Source organism: Cyclobacterium sediminis (genome assembly GCF_054781075.1).
In genome coordinates this window covers 227,517-241,265 of record NZ_BAAGVC010000022.1, presented here as the reverse complement: position 1 = coordinate 241,265, position 13,749 = coordinate 227,517, and the positions used below count along the sequence as shown (strand labels likewise).

The 13,749-nt window shown below is 37.5% G+C and carries 12 protein-coding genes; 8 read left to right on the top strand and 4 right to left on the bottom strand.

Going from position 1 to position 13,749, the window contains the following annotated elements; translation table 11 throughout:
* Positions 1-58 precede the first annotated feature (58 nt).
* Positions 59-940: a sterol desaturase family protein gene (locus ACYVHJ_RS19130; protein WP_460518033.1), complete on the bottom strand. Its 882-nt coding sequence runs from the start codon at positions 938-940 to the stop codon at positions 59-61.
* Between the two features lie 283 nt (positions 941-1,223).
* On the opposite strand from ACYVHJ_RS19130, the gene ACYVHJ_RS19125 reads away from it, so the two are divergent.
* Genes ACYVHJ_RS19125 through ACYVHJ_RS19115 form a run of 3 tightly spaced genes read left to right on the top strand, consistent with a single transcriptional unit; the run spans position 1,224 to position 5,415 of the window.
* Positions 1,224-3,158 carry a fumarate reductase/succinate dehydrogenase flavoprotein subunit gene (locus ACYVHJ_RS19125; RefSeq protein WP_460518030.1) on the top strand — a complete coding sequence of 645 codons (1,935 nt, stop codon included), beginning with the start codon at positions 1,224-1,226 and terminating at the stop codon, positions 3,156-3,158.
* Positions 3,158-3,886, top strand: a complete 729-nt coding sequence (locus ACYVHJ_RS19120) for a succinate dehydrogenase/fumarate reductase iron-sulfur subunit (RefSeq protein ID WP_460518027.1) — start codon at positions 3,158-3,160, stop codon at positions 3,884-3,886. Before ACYVHJ_RS19125 ends, ACYVHJ_RS19120 begins: the two co-directional genes overlap by 1 nt.
* Positions 3,883-5,415: a Ppx/GppA phosphatase family protein gene (locus ACYVHJ_RS19115; RefSeq protein ID WP_460518024.1), complete on the top strand. Its 1,533-nt coding sequence runs from the start codon at positions 3,883-3,885 to the stop codon at positions 5,413-5,415. Before ACYVHJ_RS19120 ends, ACYVHJ_RS19115 begins: the two co-directional genes overlap by 4 nt.
* Positions 5,416-5,566: 151 nt before the next feature.
* Here the strand turns inward: ACYVHJ_RS19115 and ACYVHJ_RS19110 are convergent, their stop codons facing one another.
* Both ACYVHJ_RS19110 and rfbA read right to left on the bottom strand, forming a co-directional pair.
* A complete protein-coding gene (locus ACYVHJ_RS19110; protein ID WP_460518021.1) occupies positions 5,567-5,926 on the bottom strand; it encodes a response regulator in 360 nt (119 codons plus the stop codon).
* A gap of 177 nt (positions 5,927-6,103) precedes the next feature.
* Positions 6,104-6,967 carry a glucose-1-phosphate thymidylyltransferase RfbA gene (gene rfbA, locus ACYVHJ_RS19105; RefSeq protein ID WP_339905235.1) on the bottom strand — a complete coding sequence of 288 codons (864 nt, stop codon included), beginning with the start codon at positions 6,965-6,967 and terminating at the stop codon, positions 6,104-6,106.
* A 287-nt stretch (positions 6,968-7,254) separates the two neighbouring features.
* On the opposite strand from rfbA, the gene ACYVHJ_RS19100 reads away from it, so the two are divergent.
* The 5 genes from ACYVHJ_RS19100 (at position 7,255) to ACYVHJ_RS19080 (ending at position 12,670) form a co-directional block, all read left to right on the top strand.
* A complete protein-coding gene (locus ACYVHJ_RS19100) occupies positions 7,255-7,983 on the top strand; it encodes a hypothetical protein (RefSeq protein WP_460518017.1) in 729 nt (242 codons plus the stop codon).
* Between the two features lie 490 nt (positions 7,984-8,473).
* Positions 8,474-9,220, top strand: a complete 747-nt coding sequence (gene ppgK, locus ACYVHJ_RS19095; protein WP_339905239.1) for a polyphosphate--glucose phosphotransferase — start codon at positions 8,474-8,476, stop codon at positions 9,218-9,220.
* 88 nt (positions 9,221-9,308) lie between these two features.
* Positions 9,309-9,905 (top strand): 3-keto-disaccharide hydrolase, encoded by a 597-nt coding sequence (locus tag ACYVHJ_RS19090; protein WP_460518013.1) that lies wholly within the window; start codon positions 9,309-9,311, stop codon positions 9,903-9,905.
* 170 nt (positions 9,906-10,075) lie between these two features.
* Positions 10,076-10,903, top strand: coding sequence for a universal stress protein (locus tag ACYVHJ_RS19085; RefSeq protein WP_460518010.1), 828 nt, complete (start codon positions 10,076-10,078; stop codon positions 10,901-10,903).
* 381 nt (positions 10,904-11,284) lie between these two features.
* The gene (locus ACYVHJ_RS19080) at positions 11,285-12,670 is read left to right on the top strand and encodes a 3-keto-disaccharide hydrolase (RefSeq protein ID WP_339902762.1); all 1,386 of its coding nucleotides are present in this window, start codon (positions 11,285-11,287) and stop codon (positions 12,668-12,670) included.
* A gap of 125 nt (positions 12,671-12,795) precedes the next feature.
* Here ACYVHJ_RS19080 and ACYVHJ_RS19075 read toward each other — a convergent pair whose 3' ends face one another.
* Entirely contained in the window at positions 12,796-13,692 is an 897-nt protein-coding gene (locus tag ACYVHJ_RS19075) for a sugar phosphate isomerase/epimerase family protein (RefSeq protein WP_460518006.1), read from the bottom strand.
* Between the last annotated feature and the right edge of the window lie 57 nt (positions 13,693-13,749).

The following is a 13,749-nucleotide window of genomic DNA, read 5'->3' as shown; positions in this document are numbered from 1 at the left end:
CTGGAAAGAATCAATCCGGTTGGTTTTAAATTGAAAGGTGAACTCCCCATTCAAAGTATTATCCCTCTACTTTATTTTTCTTAAAAGGATAGCTTATTTGCTGCCAAAAAGTTTTTGGGAATTTCTCCACTCCATCAAAGCCTAATGGAATGTCCCTTCCTTCGTGGGGAATATAGGCTGTACCAAATAAATAATCCCAAACACTTAATGTGAGCCCGTAATTGACTCCATAGATGCCTTTGGGTAGATCCTTGGCATGGTGCCAAATATGCATAATGGGATTGTTAAGTAGGTATTTAAAAGGACCATAGGTTATTCTCAGGTTGGCATGGTTTAGGTGACCAATCGCTGTGGCAAATATGTGGACGATAAAAAAATCCGTTAAACCAAAGCCGATCATGGCAAGGGGAATGTATTGAGCTGTTTTGTACAGAATGGTTTCCATCCAATGAAATCTTAGATGAGCTGCAAAGCCCATCTGCTCCACCGAATGGTGTACTTTATGAAACTCCCAAAAGGCAGGCACCCGATGTAATAGGCGATGCACATTCCATTGAATAAAATCAGCCACTATAAAGAGCGTTAAAAACTGCGCCCAGGCAGGCCAAGAACTTATTTCTATGGCCACAACATTTTTGATACCAAAAAGACCCAAGAAATCATTGAATGCCTCCACAGCTACATTAGAGATTGCATTGAATGCAATCAGTGAGAATAAGAAAAAATTGAAAAACATATAAAACCCATCTAACCAAAAATCTTTTCTGAGGGCCGGCTGACCTTTTCTCCATGGAAACACCAACTCTAACAACCAAACGAATAAAGAAAGTCCCACCAACCACCAGAAATAATTTCCCCAAGACGGATACATGATCTCATTGACCAGGTAATTAAAGTAGCCGTAATAGGCATCCCCTATAATTTTCAAATATCTCTCCATAACTCTTCTTCAAAAACTGCCCACCTATTGCTAAAATTCTTATGAATAGCTTTTCGACTTTTAAATAGTCCCAAGCTAACAACCTATTTATTTTAATTTTGGTTTAGGGGATTGAATAAATACACCTTGTACGATTACCTAAAATTAAGCTGATAATTAGTGTCATTTAGTGACTTTGGTTACAGTTTGTATTTATTCACCGTATTAAACCAAAGAATTAATGAAAACGACATATAAATTTGTTATTATTAGGTATCAAAAACAGTAAATTAATTACACAGGCATGTATTTTAGTACTGACGAAAAGCTAATACCCAAATCAAAAATCCCAGCTGGTGAGCTTAAAGATAAATGGTCCAAATTCAAAGATCAGGCGAAGCTCATCAGTCCTAATAACCGGAAGAATTACAATGTGATCATTGTCGGAACCGGTCTTTCGGGAGCTTCTGCTGCGGCCTCTTTAGCTGAGCTTGGTTACAATGTATCTGTTTTTTGTTTTCAGGACTCCCCCAGAAGAGCTCATTCTGTAGCTGCCCAAGGAGGTGTAAATGCCATGAAAAATTACAAAAATGATGGGGACAGTATTTACAGGATGTTTTATGATACTCTGAAAGGAGGAGATTTTAGGGCCCGGGAAGCCAATGTTTACAGGCTGGCAGAATGTTCAGCCCATCTAATTGACCAAGCTGTTGCACAGGGAGTTCCTTTTGCCCGGGAATACAGTGGTTATTTGAGCAACCGCTCTTTTGGGGGTGTACAGGTAAGTCGTACTTTTTATGCAAGAGGACAAACAGGCCAGCAGTTACTGTTGGGTGCCTATCAGGCCTTAATGCGTCAGGTAAAAGCTAAGAAAATAAAGAGTTATACCAGACATGAGATGCTTGACCTTGTATTAATTAATGGTGTGGCCAAAGGCATTATTGCAAGAAATCTCGATACCGGTGAAATCACTAGACATACTGCCAATGCTGTCGTGTTGGCTACCGGTGGTTTTGGAAAAATTTATTATTTATCAACCCTAGCTATGGGTTGCAATGGATCAGCCATTTGGCGGGCTCATAAAAAAGGCGCATGGGTCGCTAGTCCCAGTTGGACTCAAATTCACCCAACCTGCTTGCCGCAGTCAGGCACCTACCAGTCCAAACTCACCCTAATGTCAGAATCCCTGCGGAATGATGGCAGAATCTGGGTCCCTTTGAGCAAAAATGATAACAGAAAAGCCGCTGACATCCCTGAAGAAGACCGTGATTATTACCTTGAGCGTCGGTATCCTTCCTTTGGGAATTTAGCGCCTAGGGACATTGCTTCTCGGGCAGCCAAAGAAAGGGTGGATGCCGGCCATGGTGTCGGCACTTTAAAAAATGCGGTTTATCTTGATTTTAAAGATGCCATCGAAAGACAAGGAAAAGAAACCATTGCTAAGAAGTACGGGAACTTATTTGACATGTACCAAAAAATCACCGGGATCAATGCCTATAATGAACCGATGAAAATCTCCCCAGCAGCTCATTTTTCTATGGGTGGTCTCTGGGTGGATTATGAACTGAGTACCAATATACCTGGGCTATTTGCGATAGGTGAGGCCAATTTTGCTGACCATGGTGCCAATAGACTTGGAGCCAATTCCTTACTACAAGCCTGTGTGGATGGTTATTATATTTTACCACAGACCCTGCCCCATTATCTTGCCCAATTGGGTAAACCTGACCCCATCAATACTGATAACCCTGCTTTCATAGAAAGTGAGCTTAGGGTTAAAAAGCAACTAGAAGAATTTGGCGAAATAAATGGAAACAGAACAGTGGATTATTTCCACCGAGAGCTTGGGAAAATTCTATATGACAAATGCGGACTTAGCCGGTCAGAAAAAGGTTTGACAACCGCCATTGAGGCCATTAAAAATTTAAGAAAATCTTTCTACAGAGACCTAAAAATTCCAAAAAATACTGGTGGAATTAATGAAGAACTAGAGAAAGCCGGACGTGTTGCCGATTACCTCGAAATAGCTGAATTGATGTGTATTGATGCATTAAGTAGGGAGGAGTCTTGCGGGGCACATTTTAGAACAGAGCACCAGACCAATGAGGGTGAAGCCATTCGGGATGATAAGGATTTTAACTTTATATCCTGCTGGCAGAAATCAGACCATGGCCATGTATTAATCAAAGAAACCCTTGATTTTGAATTTACAAAACCTACGGAAAGGAGTTATAAATAATGGAATTCAAACTTAAAATCTGGAGACAAGAACAATCGTCCAGTAGTGGAAAAATAATAAGCTATGAGGTAAAGGACATTTCTCCGGATATGTCTTTCTTAGAGATGCTTGATCAACTCAATGAAAATTTGACACTCAGTGGGCAAAGCCCCGTATCATTTGATTCAGATTGCAGAGAAGGTATCTGTGGACAATGTGGTCTCTTTATCAATGGACGAGCACATGGACCCAATGCACATACCAGCACCTGTCAACTCCATATGAGGTCTTTTCAAGATGGAGAAACCATCTATATAGAGCCTTTCAGAGCTGCGGCATTTCCTGTAAAGAAAGATTTGAAAATAGACCGAAGTGCCTTAGATCAAATCATCATTTCGGGAGGATTCATTAGTGTCAACACAGGACAGGCCCCGGAAGCCAATCAAACCCTTATAAGCAGCGACACTGTAGAGTCCGCTTTTGATGCTGCCGCTTGTATTGGTTGTGGTGCCTGTGTTGCCTCATGCAAAAACAGCAGTGCCTCCCTATTTACCGCAGCAAAAATCAGCCATTTGGCCCAATTACCTCAAGGCAAAATTGAGCATAAAAGTAGAACCAATCAAATGGTAAAAAAGATGGATGAATTAGGGTTTGGTTCTTGTTCCAATACCGGGGCTTGCGAGATAGAGTGTCCGCAAGGAATTTCCATTAGCCACATCGCATTTATGAACAAATCCTTCTTTAAATGAACATAGCCGCCATAGATATAGGTACGAACAGTATCCACATGATCATTGTTAAGGTGCAAACCAGAACAAGCTTTGACATTCTCATCCAAGAAAAAAGCATGGTGAAGCTTGGGGTGGGGGTTTTTGCCAATAAGGAGCTTAGTCAGGAAGCCATGGATCTGGGTGTGGCCACCGTCCAAAGATACGTACAACTTGCAGATCAATATGGAGTAGATGACATCATTGTCTCTGCCACAAGTGCTACTAGAGAAGCAAAAAATGGTAGAGAATTTTTAGACCGGTTGATACATGAAGCGAGTGTTTCGCCCCAGTTGATTTCCGGTAAAGAGGAGGCTAAATTAATTTTCCTTGCAGTCAGGGAGGCCATCGCAATAAAAAAGGAGAACATTCTTGTATTAGACATTGGGGGAGGCAGTACAGAAGCCATAGTAGGTGACCAATCTCATATTCATTTTGGTAATTCCATGAAACTTGGAGTCTTACGTCTGCTAGATTATACTGGAGGGCATGAAAAAATTGACGCCAAATCTCAGAAAGAATTGAAATCCCATATCAAACAAGCATCTACTTTAATCTTGGATAAAATCAAAAAAATCGGTTTTGATCGGGTTATTGGAACATCTGGAACAATCAGAGCTTTGGCTGAGGCATGCCTAATAAAAGCAGACAACCCTGCCCCCGAAGTAGTAAATGCTGAAACCATTCCTATTAAAGAACTTATAAAGCTACGCGACCGCTTGCTAAAGGCTAGCCCTCAAGAAAGAGGTGAAATTCCGGGGATTAGTGAAAACAGAGCTGATGCCATACATTTGGGAGCACTTTTATTGGTTGAAATATTACAACAACTTGAGGCTACTTCCATCACTGTATCTGATGCATCTCTACGTGATGGGATGATTATCAATCATATAGATAAACATGGCTTAAAAATAGAAGAAGTAAGCCTAGGCAAAAATCTAAAAGAAAAAAGCTGCATCAGGTTGGCAATGAAGTACGACACTGACCTTTCTGAGAAACGGCATGTCATGGGAATTGCTTTGCAATTATTTGACCAGCTCAAAGACCTTCATGGCGCAGACAATTATGAAAGAGATCTGATTGGCTATGCTTCCCTTATCTATGATATCGGTTCTTTTGTAGCGTTTCAAGATTTCCATAAACACGGAAGATACCTTATTAAGAATAGTCAACTACGTGGGTTTACCAACGAGGAGGTGTTTTTATTAGGGCACTTGGCGAGGTACCATAGAAAAAAAGGACCTTCCAAAAGACACAAAAAATTCAGAAAATTAGAAAAACATCAAAAAAAACGCTTAGGTCTATTAGCAGGTATTTTGAGAATTGCAGTTGGTTTGGATAAAACTAAAAATCAATGGGTTCAAAATGTCTATTGTATAAACAAAGAGGAGCAATTACAAATAAAAGTATTTGGAGAAGAAAATCTGGATCTTGAAATATGGGAAGCTCAACGCTATGCTGACACTTTGGCGAAATATTTAAAAAAAGAGATTGTAATCATACCCGGCTAAACTTAATCTATAGCTGAATCAGTTTGCTATGGCCTCAATAATAAACCAAGGTAGTTTCATAAAATTGAATCTTAAAAAAACATTGGCTTCCAACAAAGTTAGAAGCCTATGCATTTGCGATTATAATTAATCTTAAACCCTACAAAAATTTTTAATTTCTGAAAATATCAAGTATGCTTTCTTTGACGGAAAGCTTTGGAAGAAATTTCTTTACGATTTGGTTATTACTGGCCTTTTCTACATCTGCGATATCAAGAGAACCACTCAATATATAAACTTCAGATGTTAGCCCTGATTCTTTGATCTCTTCTAAAAAATCCCAGCCTGTCATTTGTGGCATCATTAAATCCAAAAACAAATAATTAGGATTTAAATTAGCAATTTGCTTTGAAGCTCCGACAGCAGAGGAGAACTTATGTATTTTGAAAGGAACGGATAAACACCTCCTAATATATTGCTCCGTAACAAAAGTACTCACATCATCATCATCAATAATCACAATATTTAGCATCGAAATACAATTACTTTATATTAAAAAACATTTAACTTGGTGTAAAAATATAAAAAAAATAAATCACTCCCAAATTTAGGAGTGATTTATTGCCATTTTTTTGTTACTCAAATAATGTTTTTTGCATTTAACCACAAAATAATGGTTAAAAACTTGAAAATGGTGGTTTTGTTATTGTTATTTTTCAAGCAAAGCTCTCAAATAAGTACCGTACCCACTTTTACCCAACTTTTCTGATGCTTTTAAAAGTTCGTCGGCATTAATAAATCCATTTCTATAGGCAATTTCTTCTATACAACCAATTTTTAAACCTTGCCGTTCTTCAATTACTTCCACGAATTGTCCGGCCTGTAGTAAAGATTGATGGGTTCCCGTATCCAGCCAAGCGGTTCCCCTATTTAATATACCTACTTTCAATTTTTCTTTTTTCAAATAAGCAATATTGATATCCGTAATTTCAAGTTCACCTCTACTGCTAGGTTTTATATTTTTCGCTATTTCCACGACTTCATTGTCATAAAAATACAATCCAGGCACCGCAAAATTTGATTTTGGAGTGCTTGGTTTCTCTTCGATACTCAAAACATTATTTTCATCATCAAACTGAACAACTCCATAACGCTGTGGATCATTTACATGGTAGGCAAAAACCACCCCGCCTTCAGGATCGGTATGTTCCTTTAATGTTTTATGGAGACCTGTTCCGTAAAAAATATTATCTCCCAATATAAGAGCTACCTTATCATTACCAATAAACTCCTCCCCTATAATAAAGGCTTGCGCCAAACCTTCGGGTTTAGGTTGTATGGCAAAGGTAAATTTACACCCTACTTGACTTCCATCACCCAGCAATTTCTTAAAGGCATCATTATCCTCAGGGGTTGTTATAATCAAAATTTCGTTAATTCCTGCCATCATCAAAACGGACAAAGGATAGTAAATCATTGGCTTATCATAAACAGGCATTAATTGCTTACTTACAGCGATAGTCAATGGATACAAACGGGTGCCGGAGCCTCCGGCTAAAATTATTCCTTTCATAAAGACTGTTATTTACTGCTATTATTAGTGAAATTTGACAAGAAATAAAAAAGAAGATTTTTACTTCTAAACTTCAAAAAACAAATAAAAAAACTAGTTTCGAACTAATAAATTTCCTTTTAAAACAAACATTAAACTTTCTAAGTTAATTAATATTTTGCAAACAATTTGTGATTACTTTAATTTAATTACATCAATATAATTAGTTATATGTAAGAATTGGTACTTTTGTTCGTTTATTGATTTACTTGATTATGAATTTCTTTGATCAATTCTAAAATAAAATTATGAAAAATCACCTGATTTCCACTTTAACCATTGCTTTTATCGCAATGGTACTCAACACTAATGTGGCTTATGGGCAAAACTTTTATAAAGAAAAAATTTCCAGAGATAATTTTTTGCAAGTCGGAATAGGCTTAGGTACGCTGTACGCTGACAATTTAGGGAGTCTACGTTTATTAGATTTTAAATTGAGACCGGGAATTTCTGCTAGCTATGGAAGAAAGATACACAAACACTTTGACATCAAGGCAAATGTAGGATACCAAAGGTATCGCAGCCAAGATATCGATTATTATCCTGCCACAGTAACACAGCCTTGGTTCAATAACAATCAAGCCTTTGTAAGCAAAAACAATTTGCTTTACATTGACGTGGCGCCAAATTTCTATCTATTCGGTTCTGATAATCATGCCTTTAGATCCAGAATAAATGCATACGGAGGAACTGGTATAGGGATGCTTTTAAATTTCAAAGAAACCACCAATGTTACTTTTAATGGTGTTATCGACAGTAAAGATTTGCAAGCCGTGGCTTACATCCCATTTAGAGCAGGCTTAAGTTACAGCTATAATCTGTATACCGATATTGCTTTGGAGGGGACCTTAATGATGACTTTTTCAGACACCTTAGATGGGAATGAAGGTTTTAACAGACTAAATGACATCCCGATTTTCGGCCAAATTATTATTAGAAGATACCTGCACCCTTTCAAACCATTTACTTCACAATAAAGGCTTCAAAAAACATCCCATATAACATAAAAGTTAAAAAATAGGGGTGGGTTTAGCCAAATACTTTTTAAAATTTTCTATGAGCCATTTTTTCCAGTCATTAAGTTGATCTGTAAATTTAGTGACCCTCTTTTAGTCCTTCGAGTTAAATTACTATTAATAAAAAGTAGGAGCGATTTGACAATCAATGTTTTTTTCTGGTTTCCTTGACATCTTACAAATTTTTTTCAAATGCAATAATTCAAGCATATACTGGCTAGGGCAATTCCTCCCTATACAATTGGACTGAGAGAAGTAATTTTCATTTCCTGTTGCTATTTCCTAATTTGACTTTTGCTTTTTTGGCAAAAATACCGACTAAACCTTTTCTATAACCTGCTACCCAAGCTTACTTTTTGCGAAGGTGTTAGAATTCCATATTTTTTTAGCTAACTTTAATTATCAAAACAAAAATGAACCTATTACAATTCGTTTAAAAAAAATTGACTTAATGGAAATATTAGGATTGGATATTGGTGGCTCTGGGATCAAAGGAGCACCTGTCAACGTAGAAACCGGACAATTAACAGCCGAGAGATTCAGAGTACCAACCCCAATACCTAGCAAACCCGAAAGCATTGCAATAGCCGTAAAAGAAATAGTTGACCATTTCAAATGGACAGGACCTATTGGTTGTGGTTTTCCGACCGTAGTGAATAACGGGAAGTGCATGACAAAAAGTAACCTTCATAAAAGCTGGGTAGGAGTTCAAATAGATCAATTGTTTTCTAAAAAAGTAGACCTTCCTGTAACGGTAATCAACGACGCTGATGCAGCAGGTTTAGCAGAAATGACCTTTGGTGCGGGCCAAGGTAAAAAAGGTTTAGTGGTTACGGTTACCATCGGGACAGGCTTAGGTACCGGGGTATTTCACAATGGTGTATTAATACCAAATTTTGAATTGGGAAGAATTTATTATAAAACAGGCGAAATCATTGAGTATTTTGCTGCAGATTCGGCCAGGAAAAAGGAAAACCTAAGCTACAGCGAATGGGGCAAGCGCTTCAATAAGTTTCTTAAGCATACAGTAAGAATTATTTCTCCTGATTTATTTATTTTAGGAGGTGGGGCAAGTAAAAAAATGGAGCGATTTGAAGACGAAATTACTATAAACGTCCCCGTAATTGTGGCTGAAAATAAAAATGAGGCTGGAATTATTGGAGCAGCAGTTGCTGCTCAACTCAAAGGAAAAGAATGATTTACTGTTTACTTGCTAATAAGTATTCAGATAAACAATAGAATGATTTTAAAAGTGTCAGAATAAACCAAAACCAAACCAAAAAAAAATGAAAAACTTACTCCCTTTTCTGTTTATTATTTGTCTGATTTCCACACAAGGAATTGCCCAAGACGCAAAAATGAAATCCATATTTAATGGAAAGAACCTAAAAGGATGGGAAGTAAATCCTGAAGAGAATATTTGGTGGGAAGTTAAAGATGGGAAAATTCACACTGAAAACGACCCTACCAATACAGGTTCCACCTTGTGGACAAAGAAGGAGTATGGGGACTTCATTTTAGAATTAGATTTTTTAATGGGCAAAGGAACTGTTGACTCCGGCATTTTCTTAAGGTCCGATAAAGACCAGATACAAATTGGTATATCCGGATCCTTAAAAAGGGACATGACCGGATCTCCTTATATCCCCGGAAAATCTTACCCTAAAGAAGCCAATGGTGTCAAAGACCTGCTAAAGCAAGACGACTGGAATACCATGAAAGTAAAAGTGGTTGGGCAAAGCTACATAGTATGGCTAAATGGCAAAGAAGTGGTGACTTACCAGTCAGAAAACATGCCGGAGAAAGGACCTATTGGACTTCAATTGCACCCTGGCAATGATATGAGTATTGATTTCAAAGATATAAAAATAGGGAAACTATAATACCATAAATCTTATGGTTTAAAACTGATAAACCTCAAGTACTGAGGTGATATTTATCATGTTTTGTCTGAATATAATTTATTTATTTTGAGTAAACGGTAAATGCTGCACTTTACAATGTAGCATTTACCACCAGCCACAAAATATGTAGGATTTAGAACAAAATAACCATGAAACGTATTATTGTACCTATTGACTTTTCACGCTATTCAGAAAACGCCTTCTATAGCGCTGCGAAAATCGCAAGTAAAGGTGATGCCACGATTACTTGTTTGAACGTAATTCAGTCTGATCTGGATTGGGCAAATCTCTCGGAATCAGAGAAGATTAAAAACCAAGAAATAATAGACTTGGAAGCTGAGGCCAAGGATAAATTAAAAGCATTTGTATCTACTCATAAAATCAAAAATACTCCTGTAGAAGCTGTAGTGGAAGTAGGTGTTCCTTATCAGGTCCTTGTTGATATAGCTCTAAAGCAAAATGCTGATTTAATTGTTATCGGTGCTTACGGCAAAAACCGGGAGCCCGGAAAATTTGTAGGATCTACTACCCAAAAAGTTTTTAGGAATGCCCATTGCCCAGTTTTGGCAGTTAAAAACATTGTAGATGGTAGGGCCATGAAAAAACTGGTTTTTGCTTCTCTTTTTAATGAAAGTAGCAAACCGGCATTTATTAAGTTAAAACCTTTTATTAAAAGCATTCGAACGGTTGTTTATTTTCTTTTTGTCAATACCCCGAAAAATTTTCTGGACACAGGCAAAGCAGAAAAACGTATGAGCGAATACGCATATGGTCAGGAAGAACTATTAATCCATCGTGATATCTACAACCATGAAGAAGTTGAAAAAGGGATAATCGCCTTTGCAGAAAAAGAAAAAGCCGGGATTATCGCCATCGCTTCTAACCTTCGAAAATCCAATTCAGCATACCAAATTGGAGTTACTGATACCGTATTGTATAAATCAGAGATCCCAGTATTGAGCGTAAAATTCGAGTAGTTAAAGTCACCAAACCTCAATCCGATCTATTCTCACTAAGTTTCAACTTAATTGGTTAAACAAAAAATTTCATCGTTTTATTAAACTTATAGAACTTAATTTGAACAATGCTTTATCAGATAATAAGGTAGCAAGGCAAAGTTTTAATCATCATTGTCGGCCTTCTTAATAAAAAACACCGGTTCCAAACCCTCTACCCTTCTGTACATTTTTAATTATCCTATCAAGATTTTGTTAAATGTACTTTAACCGTTAATTTTTAGGCTTGCAATCGATTGCCTATAAATTATATTTTTATAAGATAATGTTTATCTTTACGTCCCTTGTATACTTCAGTAGCTTAAAGGAAAATTGGAATTCACAATAAAAATAACCTATATCATGAACAAACAAATTTTAAGTTTCTTTGTCTTGTCTATTTTCTTCATGGCCTCTTGTGGGCAAAAGACGGCAGAAACGGAAGACGGATGGACAAATTTATTTGACGGAGAAACCTTAAATGGCTGGCACCAGCTGGATGGGGTTGCCGAATTTGAAGTAGTAGACGGAGTAATCGTCGGTACTTCTGTCCCAAACACACCGAATTCTTTTCTAGTAACTGACAAGACTTACGGGGATTTTATATTAGAATTAGACATCCGAGTGGATGATGAATCAAGCAACTCAGGAGTAATGGCAAGAGGTCAATACAATCCGGATGCGAACGATGGCGCAGGTAGAGTTTTTGGTTACCAAGTAGAATGTGACCCAAAAGAAAGGGCTTGGTCTGGCGGTGTTTATGACGAAGCCAGAAGAGGTTGGTTATATCCATTGACTTATAACCCTGAAGCCAGAAGTGCTTTTAAATTAGGTGAGTTCAATACTTATAGAATTGAGTTTATTGGAAATACGCTTAAGACCTGGGTGAATGGACAAGAAGTTGCCTATTTGGTAGATGATATGGACGCCACCGGTTTCATTGCTTTACAGGTTCACGGAATAGGTAAAAACCCGGAGAATGCAGGTAAAAAGACTTACTTTAGAAATATCCGTATACAAACTGAGAATCTAACGCCCACACCTTTTGAAAATGAAATATTTGTGGTCAGTACCATTGACAACACTTTAACTTCTTACGAGAAGGAGAATGGATGGAAACTGCTTTTTGACGGCAAAACCAGCAATGGATGGAGAAGTGCAAAAGCAGAGAATTTCCCTGAAAAAGGTTGGACAATCAATGATGGCGTACTTACGATAGAAGCTTCTGACGGTGAAGAATCTGCCAATGCAGGCGACATTGTTACCGAAGACCAATACAGTGCATTTGATTTGGCTTTTGATTTCAAGATTACTGAAGGTGCCAACAGTGGTGTAAAATATTTTGTAACACTAAATGAAAACAATACTGGATCTGCAATTGGTTTAGAATACCAAGTACTTGATGATGAGAGACACCCTGATGCCAAAAAAGGCAAGGATGGCAACCGGACATTGGCTTCCTTGTATGACTTAATTAAGGCTGACAAACAATCCCGCTTTGTACGTCCAATTGGGGAATGGAACAAAGGACGTCTGATTGTATATCCTGACAACAAAGTTGAGCATTACATCAATGGACTTAAAGTGGTTGAATACACCAGGGGATCTGATGAGTTCAGGGCCTTGGTTGCTGAAAGTAAATATGCCAAATGGGATAATTTTGGAGAAGCTGAACAAGGGCATATACTCCTTCAAGATCATGGTAATGAAGTTCACTACAAAAACATTAAACTTAAGGAATTAAAGTAAAATAATTCCTAAAAAAAGGTAGGCCGATCGGCTTACCTTTTTTTTATCCAATCCTTACGGATTGTAACCTGATTGCCTGATTCTTTATTTGGGTATTGCTAAACGTATCATTTTATAGATAAATTTCACCCCATGGATTTCCTTACTGCTTTAAGAAAATGTTTCACTTTTTTATAGGGATCCCCCGGCCCTAAAGTTTCAATGGGTAAGTAACCATTGTAATCACTCCTCTTGATAATTTTCATCAACCGTTTTAAATCCACAGGTTTTTGCTCTCCAAAATGATTAATATTTTCTTTGATCTGCCAATTGACAGCATGGTGAATATTTTCGCTTATTTCATCATAAGGGTCTTTTAAAGAATAACTCCCCACATCCAGCACCAAACCAAACCACTCTTCATTCACATTCTCCATGATATAATTCACTTGATCAGCGGACTGTATGAAATCATTGTGGTTTTGCATGGCCACTATCACCCCATTCTCAGCTCCAAACGCAGCACATTCCTGCATTGCTTCAATCACTCCATCAGCTAACTTTTTCCATTCGCCCCCCTGAGCTTTCGCCTTCCCTGCAAAAACACGCAGTACCGGAGCTCCCATTTTTGAAGCCGCCAAAATCCAGTCTTTTACATGTTGAATTTCTTTTTTCCTTTGCACCACATTTTCTAAAGTGAAATCGTTTCTAACCCCTGTACCACTTATATCCAAACCTTTGTAGTGTGCTTTTTTCTTGATATTATAAAGCTCCCTATCCTCAGGAACCTCAGGATAAGCCTTAATATAGTAGGCTGTTAAATCAATGGCAGGAATGGCATTTTCTGCGCAGAAATTAAACAACCCATCAAGGGAAAGAGTCTTGTCTCTCAAAAACGCATTGAAAGAATAGGCATTTAAACTAAGCTTAATATTTTTATCTTCCACCATAGGGGATACAGCCTTTGGTGCAAAACCAAATAAAGGTAAAGCTGTCAACCCTAAGCCTTTTTTCAAAAAACTTCTTCTTGGTTTTTGGCTCATATTTATTAAATGATTAAATTATAAACTATTGACAAAATTAATTTTAACATTATTTTT